Below are 14542 nucleotides of genomic sequence, written 5' to 3' on the forward strand. Positions count from 1 at the left end.
GTCGAGCCACCCACCGGAATAGAACAAAGTCTCGATTGATGCCCGATCTTCTTATTGAACTGCGCTCCGAAGAAATCCCTGCCCGCATGCAGCGCAAGGCGGCCGGCGACCTGAAGAAGCTCGTGACTGACGCACTGGTCGAGGCGGGCCTCACCTATGAGGGGGCGCGCGAATATTGGACGCCGCGGCGGCTGACGCTCGACATCCGCGGCCTCAATGCGCGCTCCGCCGATGTCCGCGAGGAGCGCAAGGGGCCGCGCACCGACGCCAACGCGAAGGCGATCGAAGGCTTTCTGCGTGCCGCGGGCCTCTCCTCCATCAGCGAGGCCCATGTCCACAGCGATCCGAAGAAAGGCGAATTCTACGTCGCCCATATCGTCAAGCCGGGCCGCGACGCGGAAGACATCATCGCCGAGGTGATGCCCACGATCATTCGCGACTTCCCCTGGCCGAAGTCCATGCGCTCCGGTGCCGCCTCCGCGAGGCCGGGCAGCTTGCGCTGGGTGCGGCCCCTGCAATCGGTCATCTGCACCTTCGGGGCTGAAACCGAGGAGACAAGGGTCATTCCCTTCGAGGTCGACGGCATAGTCGCCTCGAACGTCACCTACGGCCACCGCTTTCACGCACCCGAGGCGATCACCGTGCGCCGCTTCGCCGACTATGCCGACAAGCTCGAAAAGGCGAAGGTCGTGCTCGACGCCGAGCGCCGCAAGGAGATCATCGGCGCTGACGCGCGCAACGTCGCCTTCGCCAACGGGCTCGAATTGGTCGAGGACGAGGGCCTGCTCGAGGAAGTGGCGGGTCTCGTCGAATGGCCGCGGGTGTTGATGGGAAGCTTCGAGGAGAGCTATCTCGAGATTCCCTCTGAGATCATCCGGCTGACGATCAAGACCAATCAGAAATGTTTCGTGACACGGCAGCCGGGCGCGGAAACGCTGTCGAACCGGTTCATCCTCGTTTCGAATATCGAGGCGAAGGACGGCGGCAGGGAAATCGTCCACGGCAACGGCAAGGTTGTGCGAGCGCGCCTCTCCGACGCGGCGCACTTCTGGAAACGCGACCAGGGCGATTTGCCGGATCTCGAGACGCTGAAGCCGTCCGCCGAAAAATTCGGGCTCGATCTTCAGAAGCCGCTCGACCAGCGCATGGCCAAGCTCGACGCGCTGAACGTCACCTTCCATGCCAAGCTCGGAACGCAGGGCGAGCGCGTCCTCCGCATCCGTTCGATCGCCTTGGCGCTTGCCGAGGTCACCGGCGCCGACCAGGCTCTGGTGGCGCGCGCCGCCGTGCTTGCCAAGGCGGATCTGCGCACCGAGGCCGTCGGCGAGTTTCCCGAGCTGCAGGGCATCATGGGCCACAAATACGCGGTTCTGCAGGGCGAGGACGCGGCGGTCTCCAATGCGATCGAGGACCATTACAAGCCGCAAGGTCCCTCCGACCGGGTGCCGACCGATCCCGTGTCGGTGGCGGTTGCGCTTGCCGACAAGCTCGATACGCTCGTCGGCTTCTGGGCGATCGACGAGAAGCCGACCGGCTCGAAGGATCCCTATGCGCTGCGGCGTGCCGCACTCGGCGTCATCCGGCTCGTTCTCGAAGGCAAGGCGCGTCTGCCGCTGCTGCCGTTCTTCGACATCGCGCTGAAAGCCCAGAGGGCGCAGCGCCCCGATCTGGCCGGCGATATTGCCGCAGACCTTCTCGCCTTCTTCCATGATCGCCTGAAGGTCTATCTGCGCGATCTCGGGGCGCGCTACGACCTGATCGACGCGGTGTTGACGTCGGATGCGGACGACCTGTTGATGATCGCGCGCCGTGTCGAAGCACTCACTGCCTTCATCACGGCCGAGGAGGGCAGGAACCTGCTTGCCGGCACCAAGCGCGCCACGCAGATCCTCGCGGCCGAAGAGAAGAAGGGCACCGAAGTCGCAGACGCGGTGGACGAGAAACTTTTCAGCCTCGATGCGGAGCGGACCCTGCACGCTTCGATCAAGCTTGCCTCCGGCGATGCGCGCGAAGCGATCGTCAAGGAGGATTTCCGCTCCGCCATGGCGGCGCTCTCCAAATTGCGCGAGCCGGTCGATGTGTTTTTCAACGACGTGCTCGTCAATGACGAGGACAAGGCGATCCGTGCCAACCGGCTGGCGCTCCTGGGGCTGATCCGCTCGGCGACCGGCGAGGTTGCGGACTTTTCGAAGATTTCCGGATAGGTGCTTTCGGTTGGGCTGAGGTGCCTGTCGACAACCGACAGGCGCTTCCCTATCTGTGCGGGATGACGAACCACCATCCGAGCGCAGGTGCAGGTGCCATCGAGCCTCCGGGCCTGAGCCGACGTGGCGACTGGATCGCCCTCGCCGAGGATGCGGTTCCCTTCGAGCGCATCGAAGCCTTCTTTGCCGGACGGGCCTACGAGCCGCACCGCCACGATACCTATGGCGTCGGCCAGACGCTTACAGGCGTTCAGAGTTTTCGTTATGGCGGCGCGGAGCGCACCAGCCTTCCCGGCGCAACGATGGTGCTGCATCCCGACGAATTGCATGACGGCCAGGCCGGTGCCGAGGAAGGATTCCGCTACCGGATGATCTATATCGAGCCGGCCGCCATCCAGGCGGTGCTCGGCGGCCGGCCGTTGCCGTTCATAAAAGGCGGCATCTCGTCCGATCCGCGCCTGTTCGCCGCGGTTCACGCTCTCTTGCCGGCGACAGACACCCGCATCGATGCCCTGGAGTTCGAAGACGGCCTCTTCGAGCTTGCCCATGCGCTCGAGGCGGCTGCGGGCGGCCATGCAAAGCCTGGCGGGGCGCTCGACTATGGCGCCGCCGAACGCGCGCGCCTCTACCTCGATGATCTGCCCGAGGGAACCGTAACGCTTGAGCGTCTGGAGGCGATCAGCGGCCGGGATCGCTGGGGACTCAGCCGTGACTTCCGCCGGCTGTTCGGGACGAGCCCTTATCGTTATCTGGTGCAGCGGCGCCTCGATGCGGTGAAGGCCGACCTCCGGCGCGGTGTCGGGGCGGCTGAGGCCGCCCTTGCTGCCGGATTTGCCGATCAGGCGCATATGAGCCGCCATTTCAAGAAGGCCTTCGGCGTCTCGCCGGGCCGTTGGCTGCGCATGGCGGGGCCGGCGCCTTTAGAAATCCCGCCGCGCACCTGATTCCTGCACGATCGTTCAAGACCCCGGTTGCCTGAACTGCTGTAGTCCCGGCCGAAACAGCCTGAGGAACGCAGCCATGACCCTATCCAGCATCTACGCGCCGATCAATTTTGCCGAGAAGCTCACGAAGTTCGCCGATCAGTGGCAGCCGCGCGTAATCGCCGAACTCAACGACTACCAGTTTAAGATCGTCCGTATCGAGGGCGATTTCATCTGGCACGATCATCCTGAAACCGACGAGGCCTTCATCGTTCTTGACGGCACGCTCCGGATCGACTTCCGCGACGGTTCGGTCACGCTCGGCCCCGGCGAAATGTACATCGTCCCCAAGGGCGTCGAACACAAGCCCTATGCGGCAAGTGAGGTGAAGATGCTGCTCATCGAGCCGAGGGGAACGGTAAACACCGGGCAGTCGGGCGGCGAACGCACCGCTGCGAGTGACATGTGGATCTGATGCGATGGTCCGTGACCTCGCGCTTCTTGCACTTGCGGCCCTGCCGCTGATGGGCAGCCCCGGCCCGGCGACGCTCAGCCTCGCCGGCATGGCGGCGGCCCACGGTGTCGTCCGCAGCTTCCGCTATGCCGCCGGCATCAACACAGGCACGATTGCCGTCGTTCTGCTGATCGCGACGGGAACGACTGCGATCGTTCTCGGGCTGCCGGGGATGAAGACGGCGACAATGGTCCTTGCCGGGCTCTACATGCTTTACCTTGCCTGGCGCATTGCGACCGCGCCGCCGGTCGGCTCCGGTGAGCAAGGATCGCGTCTTCCCTCGTTCCTCGGCGGCTTTGCACTGGCGATCGCCAACCCGAAGGCCTATGCGGCGATCGGCTCGCTCTATGTGGGAAGCCTTGTCGAAGCACAGCAGGGGGCATACACGACCGCTGCAAAAGTCCTGGTCCTGGCGATCGTCGCGGTAACGGTGAACACGACCTGGCTTGCCTTCGGCGCGGCCATTGCAGCGGTTTTGCGGGATCCGCGGAAGGCGCGGATAGCCAACATCGTTTTTGCACTTCTGCTGCTTCTATCGCTTGCTCCGCTGCTGCTCAGCTCGCCCCTTGAGCGTTAGCACCCGGAGGTCTATGAACGCGCCATGACCGCCAAGATCCTCGTCAGCGCCTGTCTCATGGGCCATACTGTGCGCTATGACGGCGCAGCGAAACCGCTCCGTCATCCGGCGATCGAGCAGTGGCGCGCGGAGGGGCGGCTCGTGACGCTCTGTCCGGAGATGTCGGCAGGCATGCCGGTTCCACGGCCGCCGGCCGAGATCGAGGCAGGCAGGACCGGTGCGGACATCCTTTCCGGCGCCGGGCGGGTTGTCGAAAAGACCGGCGGCGATGTCACCGAGGCGTTTTGGCATGGTGCGGAAAACGCGCTCGCCCTGGCGCTTGCCACCAACTGTCGCTTCGCACTGCTGATCGACGGCAGCCCGTCCTGCGGCTCCAGCTTCGTCTATGACGGCAGCTTCAGCGGCGCGCGCGTCAAAGGCGAGGGGGTCACCGCCGCACTGCTTCGCCAGAACGGCATCGAGGTCTTTTCCGACCGCGAAGTCGAGATGCTTGTCGAGAGACTTGCCGGTGAGGAATTGGCCGCCCCATAAAAGATTACGCCCCTGCTTCTCTCAGGGGCGCAACCTTTCGCCATTGCAGCGAAACGCCCGTCAGCCTGAATATTCCGGCCGATGGGGCAGGGAACTCTATGTATATGGTGTCAATCTAATCTAAGTTCGAAGGCCGACGGATCAAATTCTTGTGAACCGCTGTCCGCCATCGAGGCGCTGACCGGTTCGGCGTGCGACACGACCCCGACCGCGGCGGTCTTTGCCGTCCGGTCGATGTCGGCGACTGCGGCGACTGTGGGCGCGGGGGCCGTCTTCATGGACGCGGCCCTGATGACGTCCTCCGAGGCCTTGTTGACGAAGACGACCGGCGATCCTCCGAGCCAGGCTTCGGTGCGGAGCGCCTTCATTTCGCCATCGATCTCCTTGAGCTCGAGCTTGGCGGTACCGGGTGCCAGCTCCGGCACGACATAGGAGGCCTTCTTCTTGGGTTGCAGCGGCGGGCACTGCGCGCAGGAAATCGTCGCGACGCTGGAATTGACGGCCGCTCCGGAGGCTACGTCCTCGACCGACGACCCTGCCGCCGTGCCGGCGGCAAATGTCAGGGCGGCGGTGATCAGCAGTGAACGCATCGGTTTCTCCTCGAAAGTATCGAGGAGAAGAATACGAGTTCTCCCTTACCTTCCCGTCAGGAGAATTGGTAAAAATTGAATCACGCCGCGATCCCGGGCAATCACGCCTTCTCGCGTGCGAGCGCCCGCCAGCCGATGTCGCGGCGGTAGAAGCCGTTCTCCCAGGAAACGCTGTTCACGCCTGTATAGGCGGCGTTTTTTGCATCGCTGACTGTCCGTCCTAGCGCCGTGACGTTCAGCACGCGGCCCCCGGTCGCGACGAGGCGGCCGTCCTTGAGCGCAGTCCCCGCATGAAACACCCTTGTCGTGGCGGATGCCTCGGGCAGGGCCGCGATCGGCGTGTTCTTTTCATAGGCCCCCGGATAGCCGCGCGAGGCCATCACGACCGTCAAGGCCGCCTCGTCGTGCCATTCGGTCTCTTTGCCCGCGAGCGTTCCCGTCGCTGCCGCGTAGAGCAGTGGCAGGAGGTCGCTCTTCATGCGCATCATCAGCACCTGGCATTCCGGGTCGCCAAAGCGGACATTGTATTCGATGAGTTCCGGCCCCTTCGCCGTGATCATCAGGCCGGCGAAGAACACGCCCGTGAATGGATGCCCGCTTTCGGCCATGCCGCGCGCGGTCGGCTCGATGATCTCCTTCATCGTCCGCTCGACCATCTCGGCCGTCATCACCGGAGCGGGCGAATAGGCGCCCATCCCGCCCGTGTTCGGTCCCGTATCGCCGTCGCCGACGCGCTTGTGATCCTGTGCCGAGGCAAGCGGCAGCACGGTCTCGCCGTCCGAGAGGCAAAAGAAGCTTGCCTCCTCGCCATCGAGATAGGCTTCGACCACGACCTCCGCCCCGGCGGAGCCGAAGGCGCCGGCGAAACACTCGTCGATGGCGGCGAGCGCCTCGTCGAGGGTCATCGCCACCGTGACACCCTTGCCGGCGGCGAGCCCGTCAGCCTTGATGACGATCGGAGCGCCCTGTTCGCGGACATAGGCCTTCGCGGGTTCGGCTTCGGTAAAGCGCCTATAGGCGCCGGTCGGGATCCCATACTTGGCACAAAGATCCTTGGTGAAGCCTTTGGAACCTTCGAGCTGGGCGGCAGCGGCAGAGGGGCCGAAGACGGCGATGTCGGCGGCACGGAGCACGTCCGCGAGGCCGGCGACGAGGGGGGCCTCCGGGCCGACCACCACAAAGTCGATCGCTTTCTCGCGGCAGAACTCGACCACGGCTGCGTGGTCGTCGGTGTCGAGGGCGACGATCGTCGCCTCTTCGGCAATGCCGGGATTGCCTGGTGCCGCGTAAAGCGCGGTAAGCTGCGGCGACTGCGCGATTTTCCATGCAAGCGCGTGCTCGCGTCCGCCCGATCCGATCAGAAGAACCTTCATTGCCATCCCTGCTGTCAGCGCCTTGATGCGCTGCGGTTAGGACGCCGGGCGGGGCAAGGTCAAGGGAAAACCGGCGCTGCGCTCAAGATTCACCGGAGCGCTTCGCGGCTCGGGCTCCGGCGCGCGCTGCCGGACCGCTCGTCGGCGGGCCGGTCCTTGACGTGCTGCGCCGTCCGGGTCAGCGCCCAGATGGCCAGATCGTCGAGCGAGAGCGGCTTGCTGATCAGGTAGCCCTGGAAGCGGTCGCAGCCGGCTGCGGTGAGCATGGCGAGTTTTTCCGGCGTATCGACGCCTTCGCCGATCACTGCCATGTCCTTGGCATGGCAGAGTGCGATCACCGCCTTGAGCACGGAAAGGGAGTGCGAGGCCGTAAGGTTGGTCACCAGCGCCCGGTCCAGTTTGATCGTATCCGCGGCGTAGTCGATGATCTGTTGGATCGAGGTGTAGCCGGCACCGAAGTCGTCGATCGACAGGCGGAAGCCTTTGTGGCGCAGCTTGTCGATGTTCTGCCGGAGCTGATCGCTGATCTTGACTGCGAATGTCTCGGTGAGTTCGATGTCGATCGATCGCGTTTCCAGTTGATGGCGGGCTGCGCAATCCGACAGATAGTCGCCGAGCGCATGCGAATGCAGCTCCGCCGAAGAAATGTTGATCGCCACGACCGTGTCTTGCCCGAAGAGGGCCTTCAACTGGCGGCAGTCGGACATCGCCCTGTCGATCACCCACCAATCGATCTTGGTGAAAAGACCGGAGCTTTCGGCGATCGGGACGAATTCGTCGGGCGTCACGGCACCGAGGACGGGCGAGTTCCAGCGCAGCAGCGCCTCACAGCCGGTGACCTGGCCGCGTACGTTGACGATCGGCATGTAGACCAGATGGAATTGCTCGTCGGGATTGAGCCCCCGCAGTTCCTCCTGGATCTGGCGGAGCCGTGTACGCTTGTCGTGGAGCGCACGCGAGAAACGGGAGGAGCGATTCCTGCCGCCGGACTTCGCCTGGTACATGGCCGCATCTGCATTGGAGATCAATTCGGCGATGTTGGTCGCATCGTCCGGGCAGATCGCCACGCCGATGCTTGCCGTCACCGGATAGCGCTTTCCGGAAACTTCGAAGCCTCCGTCAAAGAGGGCCAGGATCGCGTCCGAGATCTCCCGGACGGTGCCTTTGCCGGGGTTCGACCGCACCAGAACCGCAAATTCGTCACCGGAAAGGCGGGCGAGGACCGCAGGCTCCAGCTGTCTCCGCCGGGTGATCGTCTCCACCGTTTGCCCAATTCGTCCAGCAAGCGTCTTGAGCAGGTCGTCGCCGACGTCGTGGCCGTGCTTGTCGTTGACGAACTTGAAGTTGTCGATGTCGATGAACAGCAGGCTGCACTTCTCGCCGGAAGCGATCACTTGGTCGACGACACCGGCCGCAAGCGTGTTGAAGCGACCGCGGTTGTTGATGCCGGTGAGCGTGTCGGCCCATGAGCTTTGCTGCACGAGACGCAGGGAATGGGCGGACTGGCTGTGAAGCTCGCGGATATTGTGTGTCAGCCGGCCGATCTCGCCCGCCTCGTCCATGTCCCTGATGTCGTCACGCTCGCCGGCCATGACCGCCGTGACGTCCGCATCGAGGCTGGCGATCGGTCCCGTGATGAAACGTCTGATCAACAGCACGATCAGGAAGATCGAAACTAGGCTCATGGCGAGAGCACCGCAAGCAAGCAGCACCTTTCGGCGCCACACTTGAGCCTCGAAATAGGCGTCCGGAACGACGATCGTGGCATAGAGCTGCGTCCCGAGCGGCGTGCTGGCTGAAAGCTTGTCCGTGGCGGCGAGCGGCCATGGCTGGAGAACGACGTCGGCCCCATACTCCTTCTTCAGAGCAGCCTGCATTGCCAGGAACCGGTCCGGCAGGATGGCGATCTGCATCAGCAATGCATTGGCCTTGTTGCTCGGCAAGGGACGACCAAAGGTGACCGGGTCGACAAAGAGGGAATAGACGATCCGTGGCCTGTCGCCGGTGGGCTCAAGATAGGTCAAGTCGCTGAGCCGCTTGCCGGCGATCAACCTCCTGGCAAGATCGCGCTGCGGCTCGTCGATCTCGGCAAAGGGATCCCAACTGTTCTCGTAATAGTAATCGGCCTGGTTTCGGGTGTTGAGGACGGCGAAGGAGATGTAGGCTATCGGGTCCTCCGACAGCGACTTGATGCTTTCCTGCAGGCGAGCCCCGAGCGCCGTGACGCGATATCGCTCGTCGGTCTCGGCGACGAACTGGTGCAGAACGTCTCCGTTCAGGAGCGCGTTGAGAAAACTCTTGCTGCGCTGAACCTCGTTCTGGAAAACCGCGGCTGCGTGCTCGAGCCGTTGGGAGAGCTTCGCCTTCTCCAGCGCCTGAATGGAGCGCTCCTGGGCAACATAGACCGATAGCGCTGCGAGGATGTAGCCGAGCAGCACGACGGGGAAGATGAGGAAAAGTGCGCGCTTGCTGAGGGTCACTGAAAATTCGCCAGAGTGCTGATGATGCGTCGGCGTGCCTGGACCGACGGGATTGAAAGTTCCTGCTGGTACTGGCTCTTCGCCAGGGTCGCGGCCGGCGGATAGATCTCCGGATCGGAGCGCATCGCTTCCGGCAGAATCTTCAACGCCGCGCTGCTCGTGGTCGGCATCGTCAAGGCAACGGCGTTGGCGGCAGCGCCTTCCGGCGAACCGATGAAGTCGAGGAACTCCAGGGCACGCTGCTTGCGAGGCGAACTGGCCATGACCGAAACACAGTCGAGCCAGGAAAGCGTCCCTTCCTTCGGGACCGAATAACGCCACAACCCCGGCGTGCCGACCTTGTCGTTGAGGACGTGCTGGTCGCCGCTGTAGCCGAGTGCCATATAGATCTCTTTGCCCGTCGCCTGGTCCTGAATGGCGGTGATGACATAATCGTAGGTCAGCACGGCCGGCGCCTGTGCCTTCAGAAGATCGAAGGCGGCCTTCAAGGTTCCCGTTTCGCTCGCATTGATGGATGCGCCGAGCAGCATCAGAGGCGGCACGAAGAGTTCGGTATGGTCGTCGAACATCGCGATGTGCTTCTTGAGCGACACTGCAGGCCGCATCATATCCTGCCAGGAGGTCGGCGCCTGTGCGATGACGTCGGAGCGATAGAGAATGCCGACCGTTCCAGAGAAATAGGGCAGTCCGCGTCCGGAGCAGCGATCGCGCCACTTGGGCTCATAGTCCTTGAGGGCGGGCAAATTTGCTTCATCAAGCAACTCGAGCACGCCCTTTTTGCCGAAAAGATGCGCACCGTTCTCATCGACGACGACAAGATCGACATTGTTGCTGGGATCCGCGAGGATCTCGTCGCGGGCATCGTCGCTGTCGAAATTGATCTGGCGGATTTCGACACCGGTCTCCTGCGTCCAGCGGTCGATCAGACCCTGGTCGATATAGGCTTCCCAGATCAGCAGGTTCAGCGTTTCGGCGCGGCTTGCGGCCGCGCAAAGCAACGTCGCCAGGAAGACGGATGTAGCCGCGCGCCTTCTCATTCCTTGGCCCCTCGCCCTTCACTGGCAGACGGTAACCGGCAATAATTTAGGAATGCTTACGGGCAGCGCGAGCCATGCATCTCTTCGCGGTGCGCCGACTATCGAGACGGTATTTTCGGCAGCAACACCGTGAAGATACCGAGCAGCGGCAGGTAGGAGCAGATCTTGTAGACGAATTCGATGCCATGGCTGTCGGCGAAGATGCCGAGCACCGCCGCACCCATGCCGCCGAAGCCGAAGGCAAAACCGAAGAAGACGCCGGCGATGAGCCCGACGCGGCCGGGAACGAGTTCCTGCGCGAAGACGACGATCGCAGAGAAGGCCGACGAAAAGACGAGGCCAATCACCACGCTGAGCACGCCCGTCCAGAACAGGTTCGCATAGGGCAGCATGAGCGCGAAGGGAATGACGCCGAGGATCGAGAGCCAGATGACGAAACGGGCACCGTAGCGGTCGCCGATCGGTCCGCCGAGGAAGGTCCCGGCCGCCGCGGATCCGAGGAAAAGGAACAGCATCAGTTGAGCCTGCTGCACGCTGGTGCCGAACTTTTCGATGACGAAGAAGGTGAAATAGCTGGAGACGCTGGCGAGATAGACGTTCTTGGTCGCCGTCAGCAGGACGAGGATCGCGACCGTCCAGAGGACCCGGGCCTTGGGCAGCGGCAGGGTCCGGCTCGGCGCCGCACGGCTCATGGTCGAGCGGCGATGCCGCACGTACCAGGTGCTGACCCAGGACAGCACGAAGAAGCCTGTTATGGCGACGATCGAGAACCAGCCGAGGCTGCCCTGGCCGAAGGGCAGGACGATGAAGGCGGCAAGGAGCGGGCCGAGCGCGCTGCCGGCATTGCCGCCGACCTGGAACAGCGATTGCGCCAGCCCGTGGCGACCACCCGAGGCAAGCCGCGCGACGCGCGACGATTCGGGATGGAAGATCGCAGAACCGACGCCGATGAGGCTCGCCGCGAGCAGCAGCATCCAGAAGTGATCGGCATGGGCGAGGAGGAGAAGGCCCGAACAGGTCGACAGCATGGCAGCCGGCAAGGTGTAGGGGAGGGCCCAGCGGTCGGTGACGATCCCGACCGCCGGCTGCAGCATAGAGGCAGTCACCTGGAACGTGAAGGTCAGGAGGCCGATCTGGACGAAATCCAGTGCGTAGTTGGCCTTGAGCAACGGATAGAGCGCGGTCAGCAGCGATTGCATGATGTCGTTCAGCATGTGGCAGAAGCTGACGGCAAGAATGACGGAGAAGGCCGTCTTTTCCGGATTGATGCTGCCAGCCGTGACCGAAGACATGAGGTGTTCCTTCCGCGTGGCTCGCTGCGGGAGCCTTTTCCTCCATCTCTAGACGTCTTGCTGTTGGCCTGCTTTTGTGATTTGGTCGAATTCTTTCGCGAGTGGGCCAAATGCCGAAATACGACCGAGGACACCTGCCGGAACTACCGGACATGGATCACTTCAGGAGTCTTGAGTGGATAGAAATGGCGAATGCCCCGGTGGTGGCGATCGGCAAGGATTATGGCTGCGGGCTGGTCGTGCCTCCGCACAGCCACACGCGCACGCAGCTCTGGTGGGCCCGCTCCGGCGTGGTCCTCGTGCACACGGCTGACGGGCGATGGATGATCCCTCCCGGCCATGCCCTGCTCATTCCTTCTGGGATGGAGCACTCGGCCGAGATGGTCAGCGACGTTCGGATGCATTCCATCTATATCGCGGCGATGAGCCGGGCGCGCCGGCCTCTGGTGCTGGAGGTGTCGGCCTTGGCCGGCAGCCTCATCGACGAACTGGTCCGGATCGAGAACGAGACATCCTCCCAACGGCGGGAGCAGCTGATCGTCGAGCTGTTGCTCGAGGAAATACCGCGCCTCGCCGAGCGGCCGCTGGGCCTGCCCTTTCCGCAGGACCGTGCCCTTGCCGGCCTCTGTCGGAAATTCCTGGAGGCGCCTTCGGCGGCCGCCAATATCGATCAATGGGCCGACAGCATCGGCATCAGCCGACGTTCCTTCACGCGATTCTTCCGTCGCGAGACGGGCATCAGCTTCGTTACCTGGCGCCAGCAGGCCTGCATCTTCGCCTCGCTGCCGCGCATCGCCGACGGCGAGCCGATCACCACCGTCGCTCTCGATGCGGGCTATGAGAACGTCGCGGCCTTTACCACCATGTTTCGCCGCATGTTGGGTGCACCGCCGAGCCTTTACCTGCGCGCCCGTAATGCCTGACTGCAACGGATCATGCGGGCGCTTGACCGGTTTGCTCAGCGGGGCCAAACAGGGACCATGAACAGCTCATCCATCGATTCCGGCCGCGTGCACGATGCACCGTCGAAGAACTGGGTCTATCGCGTGCTGCCGCGGGTGCTTTGGCCTTATGCGCAGCTCGCCCGCTGGGACCGGCCGATCGGCTGGCAATTGCTGATGTGGCCATGCCTCTGGTCAGCGGCACTCGCGGCCGGCGCCGCAGCCGCGCTCGGCAGTTTCTCCACGGCTCGCTTCCTCTTGCACGTCCTTCTGTTCGTCGCCGGGGCGATCGCCATGCGCGGCGCCGGCTGCACCTATAACGACATCGTCGATCACGAGATCGATATGGAAGTGGCGCGCACCCGATCGCGGCCGCTGCCGTCCGGACGCGTGACGCGCGCCCAGGCGAAGGTCTTCATGGTGCTACAGGCGGTGGTGGGCCTCGTCATCCTGCTGCAGTTCAACGCCTTGACGATCATTCTCGGCATCGCCTCGCTGGGCCTGGTGGCAATCTATCCATTTGCCAAGCGCTTCACCGACTGGCCGCAATTCTTCCTCGGCCTGGCTTTTTCCTGGGGCGCCATCATGGGCTGGTCGGCGGAATTCGGCTCGCTGTCCTTCGCCGCCATCCTGCTCTACGCCGCGGCAATCGCCTGGACAATCGGCTATGACACGATCTACGCCTATCAGGACCGGGAGGATGATGCACTGATCGGCGTCCGCTCGACCGCACGCCGCTTCGGCGACAATCCGCGGCCCTGGCTGATAGGGCTTTACGCCTTGACCGTTCTCCTGATGGTTTTCGCATTCCTGGCGGCCGGCGCGGGATTCTTCGCCTATGCTGGACTGGTCGTAGCGGCCGTTATGCTCGCCTACCAGATCCTGGTGCTGAACATTCACGATCCTGAGCAGTGCCTGGCCCTCTTCAAGTTCAACAGCGTCGTCGGGCTGATCATCTTTGCCGGGCTGATGCTGGCGCTTCTCCTGCGTCTGATATGAAAAATCCTCCGGAAGGCCCGGAGGATATCTTGTTCAACGGATAGGGCGATCACGCCCAACTTGCTTCGGCGTCCGCCTTGCGCCGCTTGTCCGCGATGTGGGTACGAAGAGCGGCCCAAAGGGCGACGAGGGTGGCGAGCAGGTGCTTGCGCATCGGTATCTCCTTCATTCGTTGCCTTGGCTATGTGCCGCTTGTGGCATGATGAAGGCCGAGACCGCTGTATCCACCGTAACATTTGCCGCGGCCGCGTGTACGTTCTCCCGCGATAACATAAGCCGGCCGCAGGGATTGGCAGGCTTTTGCACTGGAGATGGAGATAGGCGGTCAGGACCGGGCGATGATCTCGCGGCCGTCGATTTTCATCTGCACGCCGAGCTTGCCGGTGGAGCGGCGCACGAGGAAGCGCGGCCGGCGCTCGGCAAAGAAGGAGTGGCGCCGGCGCGGCTTTACCGGCGCGGTGCGGATTTCGCCGAGATGTTCTTCCAGCGGCCGGGCGACACCATCAGCTTCGACCATCAGCATCGGGATGCGATAGGCATCCGCCCAGGCACGCCAGTCGGCCGCGATATCAGAAAGATCATGCGCGACGAGCAGCGGGATGCAAAGATCCGGATCGTCGTGATGAAGCTCGAGCGTCACAGTTACCTCCCCGTCGCCGTGGTCGATGGCCCGCGCTGCGACACCCTTGAAAGCTCGCGCAGGCAAGGCGATCGAAAGGGGCAGGCCGCTGGATGGTAGCACCTTGCGCAGGACAGCGCCACGCTGGTCGAGGCTGATGCTCACATTGCCCACATCGCCGCGTAGCACGTAGGTCGCCTGCTGCGGAAAACGCTTCGGATCGAGCCGCAGCGTATTTCCTACCCACGCCGGTTGAGAGAGTGTGTTGCGCATTTTCATTTCGCCCTTGTTTTCCTTGAGAGCCGGTTCCCGGTCTTCTTCTCGGGACGTTTTCGTCCTCTATGGGCTGGAGGATAGGCGGCCGCTCTTCCGGACGACTTAAAAATCGCGGTTAAAAAAACTTTGCGTCTCCCGATGGTTAGCAAAAGCCGAGGCGGCAAGGTTTCTCCTTCGTCAACGAAA

Annotated in this window: 13 protein-coding genes; 7 read left to right on the forward strand and 6 right to left on the reverse strand. The window is 63.4% G+C overall.

Going from position 1 to position 14542, the window contains the following annotated elements; genetic code table 11:
* Positions 1–38: 38 nt before the first annotated feature.
* The 5 genes from glyS to CO664_RS15340 all read left to right on the forward strand — a co-directional run bounded on the left by glyS (position 39) and on the right by CO664_RS15340 (position 4749).
* A complete protein-coding gene (gene glyS, locus CO664_RS15320; protein ID WP_097539265.1) occupies positions 39–2204 on the forward strand; it encodes a glycine--tRNA ligase subunit beta in 2166 nt (721 codons plus the stop codon).
* A gap of 20 nt (positions 2205–2224) precedes the next feature.
* Positions 2225–3148, forward strand: coding sequence for an AraC family transcriptional regulator (locus CO664_RS15325; protein WP_234820274.1), 924 nt, complete (start codon positions 2225–2227; stop codon positions 3146–3148).
* A 76-nt stretch (positions 3149–3224) separates the two neighbouring features.
* Positions 3225–3602: a cupin domain-containing protein gene (locus CO664_RS15330; protein ID WP_097539266.1), complete on the forward strand. Its 378-nt coding sequence runs from the start codon at positions 3225–3227 to the stop codon at positions 3600–3602.
* A 4-nt stretch (positions 3603–3606) separates the two neighbouring features.
* Entirely contained in the window at positions 3607–4218 is a 612-nt protein-coding gene (locus CO664_RS15335) for a LysE family transporter (RefSeq protein ID WP_176536602.1), read from the forward strand.
* Positions 4219–4242: 24 nt separating this feature from the next.
* Positions 4243–4749: a DUF523 domain-containing protein gene (locus CO664_RS15340; protein WP_097539267.1), complete on the forward strand. Its 507-nt coding sequence runs from the start codon at positions 4243–4245 to the stop codon at positions 4747–4749.
* A gap of 110 nt (positions 4750–4859) precedes the next feature.
* Here the strand turns inward: CO664_RS15340 and CO664_RS15345 are convergent, their stop codons facing one another.
* The 5 genes from CO664_RS15345 to CO664_RS15365 form a co-directional block, all read right to left on the reverse strand.
* A complete protein-coding gene (locus CO664_RS15345) occupies positions 4860–5339 on the reverse strand; it encodes a plant virulence effector HPE1-like domain-containing protein (RefSeq protein ID WP_097539268.1) in 480 nt (159 codons plus the stop codon).
* Positions 5340–5440: 101 nt separating this feature from the next.
* On the reverse strand, positions 5441–6712 hold the full coding sequence (gene purD, locus CO664_RS15350) for a phosphoribosylamine--glycine ligase (protein WP_097539269.1): 1272 nt from the start codon (positions 6710–6712) through the stop codon (positions 5441–5443).
* Between the two features lie 89 nt (positions 6713–6801).
* Positions 6802–9192 carry a bifunctional diguanylate cyclase/phosphodiesterase gene (locus CO664_RS15355; protein WP_097539270.1) on the reverse strand — a complete coding sequence of 797 codons (2391 nt, stop codon included), beginning with the start codon at positions 9190–9192 and terminating at the stop codon, positions 6802–6804.
* Positions 9189–10229, reverse strand: a complete 1041-nt coding sequence (locus tag CO664_RS15360) for a spermidine/putrescine ABC transporter substrate-binding protein (protein WP_097539271.1) — start codon at positions 10227–10229, stop codon at positions 9189–9191. The genes CO664_RS15355 and CO664_RS15360 overlap by 4 nt, the downstream gene beginning before the upstream one ends.
* Before the next feature lie 98 nt (positions 10230–10327).
* Positions 10328–11521 carry an MFS transporter gene (locus tag CO664_RS15365; protein WP_097526386.1) on the reverse strand — a complete coding sequence of 398 codons (1194 nt, stop codon included), beginning with the start codon at positions 11519–11521 and terminating at the stop codon, positions 10328–10330.
* 110 nt (positions 11522–11631) lie between these two features.
* Between CO664_RS15365 and CO664_RS15370 the strand changes: the two genes are divergently transcribed.
* Entirely contained in the window at positions 11632–12444 is an 813-nt protein-coding gene (locus CO664_RS15370) for a helix-turn-helix transcriptional regulator (RefSeq protein WP_097539272.1), read from the forward strand.
* A gap of 57 nt (positions 12445–12501) precedes the next feature.
* Positions 12502–13461 carry a 4-hydroxybenzoate octaprenyltransferase gene (gene ubiA / locus CO664_RS15375; RefSeq protein ID WP_097539273.1) on the forward strand — a complete coding sequence of 320 codons (960 nt, stop codon included), beginning with the start codon at positions 12502–12504 and terminating at the stop codon, positions 13459–13461.
* A 325-nt stretch (positions 13462–13786) separates the two neighbouring features.
* On the opposite strand, the gene CO664_RS15380 is transcribed toward ubiA, so the two are convergent.
* Complete coding sequence (locus CO664_RS15380) at positions 13787–14353, reverse strand: DUF6101 family protein (protein WP_037413373.1); 567 nt, start codon at positions 14351–14353, stop codon at positions 13787–13789.
* Positions 14354–14542: the final 189 nt, after the last annotated feature.

Source organism: Sinorhizobium sp. NG07B (genome assembly GCF_002532005.1).
Taxonomy (GTDB): Bacteria; Pseudomonadota; Alphaproteobacteria; order Rhizobiales; family Rhizobiaceae; genus Sinorhizobium; species Sinorhizobium fredii_C.